9 protein-coding genes and 3 pseudogenes are annotated in these 14,247 nt (G+C 63.4%); 9 read left to right on the forward strand and 3 right to left on the reverse strand.

Annotated elements, in window-relative coordinates; all coding sequences use genetic code 11:
* The first annotated feature begins 48 nt into the window (after positions 1–48).
* From KU43P_RS12315 to KU43P_RS12345, 7 genes and pseudogenes are all read left to right on the forward strand, one after another.
* Positions 49–1,025 (forward strand): annotated as a pseudogene (locus KU43P_RS12315) (glycosyltransferase family 2 protein).
* 7 nt (positions 1,026–1,032) lie between these two features.
* Positions 1,033–2,025: pseudogene (locus KU43P_RS12320) on the forward strand (VirK/YbjX family protein); the annotation flags it as partial.
* A 651-nt stretch (positions 2,026–2,676) separates the two neighbouring features.
* Positions 2,677–4,023: a glycosyltransferase family 4 protein gene (locus KU43P_RS12325; RefSeq protein ID WP_317663795.1), complete on the forward strand. Its 1,347-nt coding sequence runs from the start codon at positions 2,677–2,679 to the stop codon at positions 4,021–4,023.
* Positions 4,024–4,065: 42 nt separating this feature from the next.
* A complete protein-coding gene (locus KU43P_RS12330; RefSeq protein WP_317663425.1) occupies positions 4,066–5,268 on the forward strand; it encodes a glycosyltransferase in 1,203 nt (400 codons plus the stop codon).
* Complete coding sequence (locus tag KU43P_RS12335) at positions 5,265–6,458, forward strand: glycosyltransferase family 2 protein (protein WP_317663427.1); 1,194 nt, start codon at positions 5,265–5,267, stop codon at positions 6,456–6,458. The genes KU43P_RS12330 and KU43P_RS12335 overlap by 4 nt, the downstream gene beginning before the upstream one ends.
* Positions 6,458–7,249: a WecB/TagA/CpsF family glycosyltransferase gene (locus KU43P_RS12340; RefSeq protein ID WP_317663429.1), complete on the forward strand. Its 792-nt coding sequence runs from the start codon at positions 6,458–6,460 to the stop codon at positions 7,247–7,249. Before KU43P_RS12335 ends, KU43P_RS12340 begins: the two co-directional genes overlap by 1 nt.
* A gap of 158 nt (positions 7,250–7,407) precedes the next feature.
* Positions 7,408–8,829: an undecaprenyl-phosphate glucose phosphotransferase gene (locus KU43P_RS12345; RefSeq protein WP_317663431.1), complete on the forward strand. Its 1,422-nt coding sequence runs from the start codon at positions 7,408–7,410 to the stop codon at positions 8,827–8,829.
* A 39-nt stretch (positions 8,830–8,868) separates the two neighbouring features.
* Here KU43P_RS12345 and KU43P_RS12350 read toward each other — a convergent pair whose 3' ends face one another.
* The gene (locus tag KU43P_RS12350) at positions 8,869–9,804 is read right to left on the reverse strand and encodes a LysR substrate-binding domain-containing protein (protein ID WP_317663433.1); all 936 of its coding nucleotides are present in this window, start codon (positions 9,802–9,804) and stop codon (positions 8,869–8,871) included.
* A 147-nt stretch (positions 9,805–9,951) separates the two neighbouring features.
* Between KU43P_RS12350 and KU43P_RS12355 the strand changes: the two genes are divergently transcribed.
* Together KU43P_RS12355 and KU43P_RS27035 are read left to right on the forward strand one after the other, a co-directional pair.
* Positions 9,952–11,328 carry an L-serine ammonia-lyase gene (locus KU43P_RS12355; RefSeq protein ID WP_317663435.1) on the forward strand — a complete coding sequence of 459 codons (1,377 nt, stop codon included), beginning with the start codon at positions 9,952–9,954 and terminating at the stop codon, positions 11,326–11,328.
* Positions 11,329–11,364: 36 nt separating this feature from the next.
* Positions 11,365–11,454, forward strand: a pseudogene (locus tag KU43P_RS27035) (transcriptional regulator); the annotation flags it as partial.
* A 318-nt stretch (positions 11,455–11,772) separates the two neighbouring features.
* Here KU43P_RS27035 and KU43P_RS12360 read toward each other — a convergent pair.
* Both KU43P_RS12360 and KU43P_RS12365 read right to left on the reverse strand, forming a co-directional pair.
* Entirely contained in the window at positions 11,773–13,068 is a 1,296-nt protein-coding gene (locus tag KU43P_RS12360; RefSeq protein ID WP_317663437.1) for an NAD(P)/FAD-dependent oxidoreductase, read from the reverse strand.
* A 14-nt stretch (positions 13,069–13,082) separates the two neighbouring features.
* Positions 13,083–14,171 carry a polyamine ABC transporter substrate-binding protein gene (locus tag KU43P_RS12365; protein WP_317663439.1) on the reverse strand — a complete coding sequence of 363 codons (1,089 nt, stop codon included), beginning with the start codon at positions 14,169–14,171 and terminating at the stop codon, positions 13,083–13,085.
* Positions 14,172–14,247: the final 76 nt, after the last annotated feature.

Raw genomic sequence — 14,247 nt, forward strand, 5'->3', positions numbered from 1 at the left:
AGGGGCGGCGGTGATCGGCAAGTGGCGTTCAGGGGTGTGAGTGTGGGCATGGAGACAGGCATCGGAGTGGTGGTGATTGGCCGAAACGAGGGGATGCGCCTGGAGCGCTGCCTGGCTTCACTGGCCAAGGGTGCGGACCAGGTCGTGTACGTCGACTCCGGGTCCACCGACGGCTCGGTGCAGCGGGCGCGCAGCCATGGGGTCGAGGTACTGGCGTTGGACATGAGCATTCCGTTCACCGCGGCGCGGGCGCGCAACGAAGGTTTTGCCTGCTTGCTGCAGTTGTGCCCGAACCTGCGCCATGTGCAGTTCGTCGACGGCGATTGCGAGGTGGTGGCCGGCTGGCTGGCCAGCGCCCAGGCATTTCTCGATGGCCACCCGGAAGTGGCGGTGGTCTGCGGCCGACGCCGCGAGCGCTTCCCTGAACGCTCGATCTACAACCATCTGTGCGACCTGGAGTGGGACACCCCAGTCGGCGAAGCCAAGGCCTGTGGTGGCGATGCGCTGATGCGCGTCGAAGCTTTCAGGGACGTGTCCGGCTACCGCCCGGGGCTGATTGCCGGTGAAGAGCCGGAGCTTTGCGTACGCCTGCGCGCCCGTGGTTGGAAGATCTGGCGGCTGGACGCGGAAATGACCCTGCATGATGCCGCCATGACCCGATTCAGCCAGTGGTGGCGGCGCTGCATCCGCGGGGGTTATGCCTTCGCCGAAGGCGCCTACCTGCATGGCTACCCCCCGAGCGGCATTGGCAGCGCGAATCGCTGCGCGCCTGGTTCTGGGGCCTGGGCATCCCGCTGGTGACGCTGCTGCTGTGGGCGCTGGTGGGGGGCTGGGGGTTGCTGCTGCTGTCGATCTACCCGCTGCAAGCCCTGCGCCTGGCACGTCGGGGAGGGCGTTCGTTGCGCGAGAATGGGCTGCAGGCGGTGTTCCTGGTGCTTGCCAAATTCCCCGAAATGGTCGGGCAGGTGAGGTTTCTGCTGGACAGGCTGACTGCCAGCAAATCGTCATTGATCGAGTACAAGTGAGATGACCATGAACCTCCTGACACTCGCCAAGACCTTGCCAGCGGTGCATCCCGGCTATTCGCCGCGGGCACTGAAGAACCGGCTCAAGTTGACCTTGCTGATGGTCCGCCAGTGGCCGCAGCTCAGCACGTTCATGCAGCGCATGAGCACCGCGCTGGGCGATGACGGCTTCGCCGCGCTCGGTGACGATAGCGTCGGCATCCTGCAGTGGCCCTACATCAGCAAGGGCTGGGAAGCGCCGCAGCGGCTGGCGGTGGTGGCCTCGCACTACGAAGTGGTGGCCGGGCAGTTCCCGTCGCTGTTGCTGCTTGGGCGAGACGAACATCGCACCCTCGCCGACCTGTCGAGCTATTCCCCAGGCTGCACCCTGGTGCTGGACCGGCCGATCTGGTTCAAGCGCGAAGGGGAGCTGGTGCTCAACCTGTTCCAAGGCGACCTGCGGGTGGCCTCTCTGGCCTTCAGCCTGTGCCGGTTACAGGGCGAACTGTGCATGTTGATCGGCGCCGTGCAGGGCATCCACAAAGGCATCGACAGCGAGACCTCGCTGAACATCTACCGCGACCTGACCAAGGATTTCGAAGGCCTGCGCCCGCGCAGCCTGCTGATCGAAGCCATCAAGTGCGTCGCACGGCTGGTGGGCGCGCGGCAGATCCATGCCGTCAGCGATGCCTATCGGCACCATCGGCATGTTTATTTCGGTGCCGACACCGACCGCGAACTGGCCGCCAACTACGACGTCATCTGGCAGGAGCACGGCGCCGAAGCACTGGCGCGCGAAGGCTTTTTCACGCTTCCCATGGCCGCCACCGAGCGTTCGACGCAGGACATCGCGCCGAAGAAGCGCGCCATGTACCGGCGGCGCTATGCGCTGCTGGACGACCTGTTCGGCCAGCTCGAGGCCGCGCTGCCCGACCACGAGGTGGCGCAACAGCTCGGTGTGCACCGTCAGCGTCTGGGCAGCGCATTGGCGGCGCAGCAAACCAGCGTTGCCAGTGCCCCACCCAGCCTGCATGCCCGGCTGGCCGGCTTGCTTCGCCAGCTCACCACCGAGCCCCGGGCGGACCAGCGCTTCGTTGCCTATCTGCGCAAGGCCGGCCTGTATCCGACCTTGAAAAAAGCCTTCCGCGAACTGCTCAAGCAGGGGCCGGCGCTGCTGTGGAAGCCCGCCGACAGCAAGCGCAAGAGCCTGCCACTGGGTGACCCCAGCGTGCCGGCCAGCGAACTGTTCCCCCGTGAGCTGCTGCTGGTCTGCGAAGGCGCCCTGGCGCAACCGCCCAGCGGCCGGCCAGCCCTTATGCAGCATGCGCTGCAGGGCCTTGGCTACCAATGCCAGGTGCTTGACTGGCGCAACGGCGCAGCCTGTACCAACGCCTTGCAGACCGCTTCTGTGGTGGTCTTCCATCGCCTGCCCGCCACGGCCGAGATGCTGCAGCTCGTCGAGGAGGCCAAGCGGCTGAAAGTAAGCACCATCTGGGATGTCGATGCGCTGATCTTCGACCCTCAGGCCTACCGGCTGCACAACGACCTGAGCGCCTTCAACGAGGAAACCGTCAACCAGCTGCTGGCGGCGGTGGCCATGTTCCAGCAGGCGTTGCTGGCTTGTGATCGGGCCATCGCGGCAACGCCGTCGCTGGCCAAGGCCATGCTGGACATGGGCGCGGGCCACGTCACGCTGGTGGAGTGCGACAGCGAGGCCCATGCCGTCAACAGCGAACAGCTTGCCCAGCTGTTCCCGCAACTGCCACGTGACCGCACCCGGCGCGTGCTGTCGGCCAACATCTTCTTTGCCCCGCGCAGTTTCGGCGGCGCCACCGTGGTGGCGGAGCAGATGGCGCGCTTGATGGTGGCGACCACCACCTTCCAGCAGTTCATCTTCACCTCGTTGCCCGAAACCGACGCCGAGCCCTACAGCCTGTATCGCTACGAAGCCCACGGCGCCGCAGTGATCGGCATGGGCCTGCCTGACGAGCGCAGTGCCCGCGAAGACTTCGAAAACCCTGCCACCTTGCCGGTGTTCGACGCCGTGCTCAAACGCGTGGCTCCGGACCTTGTGCACATGCACTCCATTCAAGGGCTCGGTGCCTTGCTGGCCGACAGCTGCCGGCGCGCGGGCCTGCCATTCGTGGTGACCCTGCACGACTGCTGGTGGATCTGCGGCCGCCAGTTCATGATCGACAACCATGGCCAGTACTGCGGGCAAACCACCATCCGCGCCGAAGTGTGCGCCCGCTGCGTGGATGACCCGGCCCTCAACGTGTACCGCCAATCGTTGCTGGCCAACACGCTGAACCAGGCCAGCCTGCTGCTGGCACCCAGCCACTTCGCCCGCAACCTGTACATCGCCAATGGTTTCGATGCCGCGAAGATCCGCGTCAACCGCAATGGCATCCTGCCCCCGGCCGCCGATTACCAGCGCCATCCCGGCAAGGCCATCCGCTTCGGCTTCGTTGGCGGTAACGCGACCATCAAGGGGATCGACGTGATCACCCAAGCCTTTGCCGCGCTGCAGCGTTCGGACTATGAGCTCAAGGTGGTCGACAACCTGCTGCACTTGGGTTTCCGTTCGCTGAACCGCCACAGCATCAAGATTCCGGGCACGGTCAGCATCGTGCCGGGCTACACCCAGGCCAACATGGACGAATTCTTTGCCGGCATCGATGTGCTGCTGTTCCCCACCCAGTCCAAGGAAACCTTCGGGCTGGCGGTGCGCGAGGCCCTGGTGCGCGATGTATGGGTGATCAGCACCCACGCCGGTGGCACCGTGGAGGATATCGTCGACGGCGTGAACGGCACGCTGATCCCGCTCAGCGCCGACGAGAAGTACCTGCGCCAGGCCCTGAGCGACATTCTGCAAAACCCTGAGCGCTATCGGCAGCACCGCAACACTTTCAAGCAAGGCATCACCTTGTGCAGCGACCAGGCCCTGGAACTGCAAGCCATGTACGACGACGTGCTCAAGGCGAGCACGCCAACGGCCGGGTTGTGCCCGCAGCAGTGAGCGCACTGATCATCAATCACGCAGGTAGAGATCCGGATTTCCATGCGCATTGCCTACTTCATCAATCAATACCCGAAAGTCAGCCATAGCTTCATTCGCCGCGAAATCCTCGCCTTGGAGCGCCAGGGCGTGGTGATCCAGCGCATTGCCTTGCGTGGCTGGGACGGCGAATTGCAGGACGGCGAAGACCTGGCCGAGCGTGACAAGACCCAGTACGTGCTGCAGGGCGGCATCAAGGGCTTGCTCAAGCCGCTGTGGCAAGTGCTGCGCGCCGAGCCGAAGGGGTTCTGCTCGGCCCTGTGGCTGGCCCTGCGCGTGGGCCTGCGTGCCGACCGGCCGTTGCCCTACCACCTGGTGTACCTGGCCGAGGCCTGCTGCGTGGTGCAATGGCTGCAGGCATTCGGCGCCGAACATGTGCATGCGCACTTCGGCACCAACTCCACCGAAGTGGTGATGCTGGCCAACGCCTTGGGTGGGCCAGCCTTCAGCTTCACCGTGCACGGCCCGGAAGAGTTCGACAAACCGCAGTTTCTGCATGTGGGCGAAAAGGTGCGGCGTGCAGCCTTCGTCGCCTCGGTCAGCTCGTATGGCCGCAGCCAGCTGTATCGCTGGGTCGCCCATGAGCACTGGGCCAAGGTCAAGGTCGTGCATTGTGGCCTGGAGCCCGGTTTCCATCAGGTTGCGGCGGTGCCTGCACCGGCTGCCCCACGGCTGGTCTGCGTGGGCCGGCTGTGCGAGCAGAAGGGGCAGCTGTTGTTGTTGGAAGCCGCACGGCAGCTGGCCGGGCAAGGCATCGACTTCGAACTGGTGCTGGCCGGAGACGGCGAAATGCGCGAACAGATCGAAACGTTGATCGACCGCCATGGCCTGCAGGGTCAGGTGCGTATCACCGGTTGGATCAGCAGTGCGCAGGTGCGCGACGAAATCCTTGCCGCCCGTGCGCTGGTGCTGCCGAGCTTCGCCGAAGGGTTGCCAGTGGTGATCATGGAGGCGATGGCCTTGCGCAGGCCGGTACTGACCACCTACGTGGCGGGCATTCCCGAGCTGGTGCGCCCTGGCGAGAACGGTTGGCTGTTCCCGGCCGGGGCCGTGGACGAGCTTGCCGAAGCGATGGCCGACTGCCTGGCGCAGCCGGTCGAGGTGCTGCAACGCATGGGCGAGGCGGCGCGCCAGCGCGTACTGGAGCGCCATGATATCGACACCGAGGCGGCCAAACTGGCCCATCACTTCAAGGCATCGGCATGATCACACTTATCAGCTGGCTACTGGGCGCGTTGGCGGTGCTGATCCTGGTGCCGGTGACGGTGCTGTTCACCCAGGTATTGCTGGCCTGCCTGCCGGGGCGGCCTGAGCCAATCGCCAAGGCTCCGGCCGTGCGGCCACGGGTAGCGGTGCTGGTACCTGCGCACAACGAGGCGTCTGGCATCGTGGCGACGGTGCAGGGCATCCAGCGCCAGTTGCTGGAGGGGGACCGGTTGCTGGTGGTGGCCGACAACTGCAGCGACCAGACCGCCGCCCTGGCCCGTGGCGCGGGCGCGGAAGTGGTCGAGCGCCAGCATGGGCACTTGCGTGGCAAGGGCTATGCACTCGATTGCGGTGTTCGCCACCTGGCCGAGGCGCCACCGGAGGTGGTGGTGATCATCGATGCCGATTGCCAGGTAAGCCCAGGCTCCATCGAGCACCTGGCGCAGCGCTGTATCGAAGCGGCAGGACCGGTGCAGGGCCTGGATCTGATGTGTGCGCCACCGGGCGCCGGTTTGAAGATCTTGATCGCCGAGTTCGCCTGGCGCGTCAAGAACCTGGTGCGCCCGTTGGGTTCGGCGCGTGCGGGGTTGCCGTGCCAGTTGATGGGCACCGGCATGGCCATTGGCTGGCAGGATATTGCCGCAGCCAACCTGGCCACCGGGCACCTGGTCGAAGACCTGAAGCTGGGGCTGGATTTCTGCCGCGCAGGCAAGCCGCCGCTGTTCTGCCCGCAGGCGCAGGTGACCAGCCTGTTTCCAACCAGTCAGGAAGGCCTAAGCGGCCAGCGCACGCGTTGGGAGCACGGGCACCTGGGCGTGCTGCTGGCCGACGGGCCGAAACTGGTCGTCAGTGCCCTGGCCAAGGGCAACTGGCCTTTGCTGGCGATGAGCCTGGACCTGATGGTGCCACCCCTGGCGCTACTGACTCTGGCCCTGGTGGTGCTGTTCGTCGTGTCGTGGCTTGCGTGCCTGTTACTGGGTGTGTTGCTCCCAGCGGTGCTGGCGACGCTTGCACTGATGATGCTGGGCGTTGCTGTTCTGCTGGCCTGGAGCCGATTCTCCCGGGAGGTGATCCCATTCTCGGTGCTGATCTATGCGCCGCTTTACGTCCTGAAGAAAATCCCGCTGTACCTGGGTTTTCTGATCAAGCGCCAGGTCGAATGGGTGCGCTCCAAACGGGATGACGGCTGATGGCCAGTTCGGATTGGCAAGGCCGCTGGCAAGCGGTGACCGAACGCATGCGCCGGGTGGCAGACCCGGCGGACGAACAGCGGGTATTGCGTACCTTGAGCACGGTCGGGCAACCGATGGTGCTGGGTTTCGTCAATGCCCACGCCCTGAACCTGGTGGCACGGAACGCCGACTTCCACCAGTCACTGCTCGCTGCCGACCTGCTGTTGCGGGACGGTTCGGGCATGGCCATCCTGTTCCGCCGTCTGGCGCTGGACCCTGGCCTGAACATGAACGGCACCGACCTGATTCCCATGTTGCTGACGGCCTACCAGGGCAGGCGCGTGGCCTTGTGGGGCAGCCGGGAGCCTGCATTGAGCGCAGCCGCCAGGCGCTGCGAGGCCTCTTTCGGGGTCACGCCCGTGTCGTTGCACGATGGTTTTGCCGAGGTCGATACCTACCTTGCGTTGGCGCGCGCCTTGCAACCCGAGTTGATCATCCTGGGCATGGGCATGCCCAAGCAGGAGGCGGTCGCCGCCCGATTGGCAAGCATTGGTGTGCCGTGCCTGATCGTCTGCGGCGGGGCGATCATCGATTTTCTCGGCGGCAAGGTCACGCGGGCGCCGCGCTGGCTGCGCCGCCTCGGCGGCGAATGGATATTCCGACTCATGAAAGAGCCGAAACGTCTGTTCATGCGCTATGTTGTCGGTAACCCGATGTTTATTTGGCGTACCTTGAAGTTTTCGACCGGGCCTGGCAATCGCGTCAATGTTTCGTCGCGCCGAATCCGGCAGAAATCGGACCCTGAATGATTTGTCACGGCACGCTGGCCGGGTACTGCTACAGTGATATCAAGGTCGGATTTTCTGAATAATCATGGACCTATTCAGAAAGTTGTAAAAGTTTGGTGAATTTAATGTACTGATTGGTGAATAAGTATCTGCTGCGCTTAATTTGATGAGGCCTGAGAATGGTTTTCGAACCCAGAAGCAGTCGTTCCTTGCTCCAGCGAAGAAGCAGCGTCAGCAACGCCATTCAGGCGGGCCTCGACGGCATCGCCGTGACCGGCGTGGCGTGGTACCTGATCTACGACCAGATTGGTTACATCACCTCCGATTACGTGATCATGCTGCTGCTGTTGATTGGCGCATTGGCTGTGATCTACGACCATTACGCCATCTACCGCACCAATGTGGGCTTGTCGATCAAGGCCTTCAGGCTGTTCAAAGCCTGGTCGGCGACCTTCTGTTTCCTGGTCGTGCTGGCATTTCTCACCAAGCAGAGCGAAACCTACTCACGCCTGTTGGTGGGCCAGTTGTTCGTGTTCGGCTATGTGGTGCAGTTGTTTCTGCATTATGCCGTACGCGAAGTGCAAAAACGGTTCACCGCCCATGCGCGGCTGGATAACGCCTTGATCATTGGGGCGGGCGACCTGGCCAACTTTCTTTATCAGAAAATCAGTAACAACCCGTGGTTTGGCGAGCGGGTAGTGGGTTGCGTATTGATTGATGACGTGTACGACCAGGGCAAGGAAAGTGCTGACGGTAAACAGCGTCTTCCGATACTTGGGCACATAGACAAGTTGGATGAACTGGTCGCGCAACATTCCATTAGAACTGTGTACTTGGTGACACCGCTGGGCGGCTCCGAAGTGATCAACGACGTGTATTTGAAGTTGCTCGACAAGTGCATTGCGGTGAACTGGGTGCCGGATATCTTCTCGCTGCGATTGATCAACCACAGTGTGCGTGAAATTGCCGGTATCCCGGTGTTGACCTTGTCGGAGACACCGTTGACCGGCATGAGCCTGTTCCTCAAGAACCTTGAGGACCGTGTGCTCGCAGCGCTGATACTGCTGTGCGCTTCACCCGTGCTGTTGGCCGTTGCCCTGGCAATCAAGTTGGACAGCCCCGGGCCGGTGTTCTTCCGTCAGGAACGTACGGGCTGGACCGGTGAATCGTTCCGCATCTGGAAGTTCAGGAGCATGCATGTTCATCAGCCCGAGCAAGGGGTGGTGAAACAGGCGCAAAAGAACGACCCGCGATTGACGCGGGTAGGGGCATTCATCCGACGCACCAGCCTCGACGAACTGCCGCAACTGTTCAATGTGCTGACCGGCGAAATGTCCTTGGTGGGGCCGCGCCCGCATGCCTTGCAACATGACTCGCTGTATTCCCAGGACATCGTCGATTACTTCGCTCGCCACAACATCAAACCGGGCATGACCGGCCTGGCACAAGTGAGGGGCTTTCGCGGGGAAACCCGTGACATCGAGCAGATGATCCAGCGGGTCGACTCGGACATCGAGTACATCAACAACTGGTCGCTGTGGCTGGATTTCGTGATACTGGTGCGCACGCTCAATGCATTTACCGGAAAGCAGGCTTATTGATTGAGGCGGGCCGGCAAACCGGCTTTCAGGAGGGGCGTGTCAGGCTAATGGGTGCAATGCCCTGAACCCGCGCGCTTCTTCCACCAGCCAGTCATGCACGGCGCGTGCCCCCGGTTGGTTCAGGCCACCCGGTGGGTAATGCACCACATAGCGCTTGAAGTTGGCGATCGGTACACCAAACGGCACGATCAGCGCACCACGCTCCAGTTCGTCGTTGAGCAGGGTGCGCCGGGCAATGGCCACGCCGATGCCGGCGATGGCCGCCTCGATGGTCAGGTGGTTGCGGTTGAACGTATGTCCACGGCGCACATCCAGCCCGCCGGCGCCGATGCCTTCCAGGTAGAACTCCCATTCTGCGTATTCCGAGCTGCCACGCCAGGCGGTGATGTCATGCAGCAGCGGGTAGTGCGCCAGGTCCGCAGGGCCATGCAGAGGCGGTCGGCCGCGTAACAGGGCAGGCGAGCACACCGGAAAGATCTGCTCGTCCAGTAGCGGTGTCGAGAGCATGCCCGGGTAGCTGCCGTCGTTGAGATCGATTGCCAGGTCGAAGTCGCCCGGATGCAGGGCCTGGGCACTGTCTTCGGCCACCAGACGCAGCTCGATGTCCGGGTAGCGCTGCTGAAAGCGCGGCAAGCGTGGCGTCAGCCACTTGGCCAGGAACGAGGGGATCGAGCGCAGGCGCAAGGTGCCACGGATTTCGCCGGCATCCAGGCGCAGCAGTTCAGCTTCGATGCTGCCGTACGCTTCAGCTACCGTCTGTGCCAGGCGCTGGCCTTCGGCGCTCAGCTCCACCCCGCGAGCACGGCGCAGGAATACGCGATAGCCCAGACGCTCTTCGAGCTGGCGCATCTGCTGGCTGACCGCACCGGGGGTGATGTGCAGTTCTTCGGCGCAGCGGGTGAACGACAGGTGCCGCGCCGCACAGCTGAAAACGTGCAGCCAGACATACATCTGGCCATTGAGTTGCCGTCGCATCGTTTAGTACCGCTAAAGGCTTACTTAGAAAGTTTCGTTGGTCATCTGCAGATGAACGCGGCAGTATCGCCCAACTCAGCAATACCGTTCAATTTTTCCAGTGAGCCGTGTAGCGGCGCACGTGCGTCGGCACGGCCAGGCATTAGCATGGCTATCAGTGTTTTCGACCTTTTCAAGATTGGCATCGGCCCTTCGAGCTCCCATACCGTCGGCCCGATGCGTGCTGCAGCGACGTTCGCCCAGGCCTTGCGCGAGCGTGGCCTGCTGGCCCAGGTAAGCCGGGTCGAGGTACGCCTATACGGCTCGCTGTCGGCCACCGGCGTTGGCCACGCCACTGACCGCGCCTGCCTGCTCGGGTTGATGGGCCAATGGCCTGACCGCATCGACCCGGCGACCATCGAGCTACGCGTCGGCCGGGTGATGCAGGAGCAGTGCCTGATACTCGACGGCAGCCAGCCCGTGGCGTTCGAATACGCCCGCGACATGCTGCTGCTGGACGAAAGCCTGCCGTATCACCCCAATGCCATGACCCTTGTGGCCGAAGGCGGGCAGGGCGTGCTGTTGAGCCAGACCTACTACTCCGTAGGTGGTGGCTTCATCGTCGAACAGCAGGAAATCGATGCGCCGGCCACCGAGGAGGGCGCCGTCAACCTGCCCTACGAATTTTCCAGCGCTGCCCAGTTGCTGGCCTTGTGCAAAGCCCACGGGCTGAGCGTCAGCCAGTTGATGCTGGCCAACGAATGCGCCTGGCGCCCTGAAAGCGAGGTGCGCGAAGGCTTGCTGCGTATCTGGGCGGCCATGCGCGAGTGCGTCGACAACGGCCTGCGCCACGAAGGCATCCTGCCCGGCGGGCTCAACGTCAAACGCCGCGCCGCGCGCTTGCACCGGAGCCTGCAGGAAATCGGCAAGCCCAACGTGATCGGCTCGACCTTGAGCGCCATGGAGTGGGTGAACCTGTTTGCCCTGGCGGTCAACGAAGAAAATGCCGCGGGCGGGCGCATGGTCACCGCGCCGACCAATGGCGCTGCGGGCATCATCCCGGCGGTGCTGCACTACTACATGAAGTTCAACCCCGGCGCTTGTGACGACGATGTGGTGGCCTTCCTGCTCGCGGCAGCTTCGGTCGGCATCCTGTGCAAGAAGAACGCCTCGATTTCCGGTGCCGAGGTGGGTTGTCAGGGTGAGGTCGGTTCGGCCTGCTCGATGGCGGCCGCAGGCCTGGCCGAAGTGCTGGGGGCAACGCCCCCGCAGTTGGAGAACGCTGCCGAGATCGCTCTGGAACACAACCTGGGGCTGACCTGCGACCCGGTTGGTGGGCTGGTCCAGGTGCCATGCATCGAGCGCAACGCGATTGCTGCGGTCAAGGCGATCAATGCCGTGCAGATGGCCTTGCGTGGGGATGGCGAGCATTTCATCTCGCTCGATCGAGTGATCCGTACCCTGCGCGACACGGGGGCGGACATGCATGCCAATTACAAGGAGACCTCGCGGGGTGGGCTGGCGGTGGCGTTTGTCGAGTGCTAGGCGTGCTCCGCTACGGTTAAGACTTTTCCTGCGAGCAAGTGGGAGCAGGGTGAGACACGGCCGGCCGGGCCGGCGTTGAAATTGCTGAATGTCATTGTCAGCAAAGGCTTGCAAGCCATTCTTTAGGACTTAAAGTGGTTTCGAGTTCTCTGGTAAATTTTATTTGAGATCAATTGGTTAATTGATTTATTTGAAGTCAATCCTTGCTTAAGACCTTTGGTGGAGTTGAGATCGAGCGCCGCCCGCGCGGCGCATCGCGGATAAATCCGCTCCTACATTTGTTGCAACGTGCCATGGCCTGTCAGGCCATGGTTGTCCGCCTTTGGCGCCCGCCGAAAAATCGCGCCGGCTTGTAGGAGCGGATTTATCCGCGATGCGCCGCACGGGCGGCGCTCGATCTCACCTACACCCACGCCCGCAAGCCGAACTCACCAACAGCCGCGATTACCCCAACGCCTCCCGCAACCGATACCACAACATCCCCAGCGCCAGCAGCGGCGACCGCAACGCCTTGCCCCCCGGGAACGTCAGGTGCGGCACGGCGCTGAACACATCCAGCCCCTTGCTCTGCCCGAGCGCGATGCCTTCTGCAAGCAACTTGGCCGTCCAGTGGGTCACGTTCAGCCCATGCCCGGAATAGCCCTGGGCGTAGTAGACGTTGGGGTGCTGGTTCAACCTGCCCACCTGGGGGAAGCGGTTGGCGGTGATGCCGATCATGCCGCCCCACTGGTAGTCGATCTGCACCTCGGCCAGCTGTGGGAACACCTTGAGCACCTTCGGCCGCATGTACGCCGCAATGTCCTTCGGGTCGCGCCCCGAGTAGTGGCAGGCACCACCGAACAGCAAGCGGCGGTCGGCGGTCAGGCGGTAGTAGTCCAGGCCGACCTTCTGGTCGCACAGCGCCATGTTCTGCGGGATGAGCGTGCTGGCCAGTGCTTCGGGCAGGGGCTCGGTCGCCACCACGTAGCTGCCGGCCGGCAGCACCTTGCCGCTCAGGCGGGGTTCCAGTTCATCCAGGTGCGCATTGCAGCCGAGTACCAGGTTCTTTGCACGCACCTTGCCGCGGGCGGTGTGCAGCGTCACCGTGGGGCCGTGTTCGATGCGCAGCACTGGGCTCTGCTCGAAAATGCGTACCCCCAGCCCATGCGCCGCACGTGCCTCGCCCTGCACCAGGTCGAGCGGGTGCAGATGGCCCGAGCCCATGTCCACCAGGCCGCCGGCATACTGGTTGCTGGCAACCACTTCGTGCATGCGCGCCGCTGGCACCAGGCGTGTCTCGTGTGGGTAGCCCAGGGCGGCGAGGTCGTCCTGTTCCTGCTGGAAGGCGGCGAACTGGGCGGGTGTGTTGGCCAGTTCGCAGAAGCCCCAGCGCAGGTCGCAATCGATGCCGTAGCGCTCGATGCGGCTGGCCACCAGGGCCACAGAGTCGATGCCGGCGTGCTTGAGGTAATGCACGCCGTCCTGGCCGACGTAGCGGGCAAAGCCGCTGACGTCATGGCCGATGCCACGAATCAACTGGCCGCCGTTGCGCCCGCTGGCGCCCCAGCCGATGCGCCGGCCTTCCAGCAGGACCACCGACAGGCCTTGCTCGGCCAGTTCCAGGGCGGTGTTGACGCCCGTCAGGCCGCCGCCGACCACGCACACGTCGGCCGTCAGTTCGCCGTCGAGGCTGGGGTAGGGCGCCGTGTTGCGCGCTGTTGCGGCGTAGTACGACGCTGTGTGTTGGGTATCGAAAGGCATGGCGCGTTCTCGGCTCAGCGGTTGGACTTGATCTTGCTCCAGGAGCGGGTCATGACACGCATGATCTTCGGGCTCGGGGTGCTGGAAATGTACAGCTTGTCCAGCACTGCCTGGGGTGGGTAGATCTCGGGGTTGTCGACCAGCGACGGGTCCATGTATGCCTTGGCGTCGGGGTTGGCGTTGGCATAGCCAACGGTGGCGCTGACCTTGGCGATGACTTCTGGCTGCAGCAGATAGTTGATGAAGGCCAGCGCCTGTTCAGGGTTTTGCGCATCCTTGGGAATGGCTAGCAGGTCGAACCACAGGTTGCTGCCTTCCTTGGGAATGCTGTAGGCAATCTTCACGCCGTTCTTGGCTTCGATCGCGCGGTTGGCGGCCTGGAATACGTCGCCGGAGTAGCCGAAGGCCACGCAGATATCACCGTTGGCCAGATCGGACACGTACTTGGATGAGTGGAAGTAGGTGATGTACGGGCGCAGTTCGAGCAGGCGCGCCTCGGCCTTGGCGTAGTCGCCGGCCTTCTCGCTGCGTGGGTCCATGCCCATGTAGTTGAGCACGGCCGGGAACAGTTCGTCGGGCGAGTCCATGAAGGCCACGCCACATTGCTTGAGCTTCTTCAGGTTCTCGGGCTCGAACAGCACCGCCCAGGAATCGATATGGTCGACGCCCAGTGCGGCCTTGACCTTGTCGACGTTGTAGCCGATGCCGTTGGTGCCCCACAGGTAGGGGACGGCGTACTGGTTGCCGGGGTCATTCTGCTCAAGCTGTTGCAGCAGTTTCGGGTCCAGGTGCTTCCAGTTCGGCAGCTTGCTGCGGTCCAGCGGCAGGAACGCGCCGGCCTGGGCCTGGCGGGCCAGGAAATGGTTGGAGGGCACCACCACGTCGTAGCCGGTACGGCCGGCGAGCAGCTTGCCTTCCAGGGTTTCGTTGGAATCGAACACGTCATAGACCACCTTGATCCCACTGCTGGCCTGGAAGTCGGCCAGCGTCGTGTCGCCGATGTAGTCGGTCCAGTTGTATACGCTGACCGTGGGCTGGGCCTGGGCGGCCGCGCCGAACAGCAGGGTGAATGCAGCAGGAATCAGGGTTTGCAGATGACGCATGTCGACACCTCGTTGGTCTTGTTCTTTGAATTCGGTGTGTGGGGCTGCTGCACAAGCCAGCTTCCACAGGTACAGC

This window comes from Pseudomonas sp. KU43P, assembly GCF_033095865.1.
In the GTDB taxonomy this organism is placed as follows: domain Bacteria; phylum Pseudomonadota; class Gammaproteobacteria; order Pseudomonadales; family Pseudomonadaceae; genus Aquipseudomonas.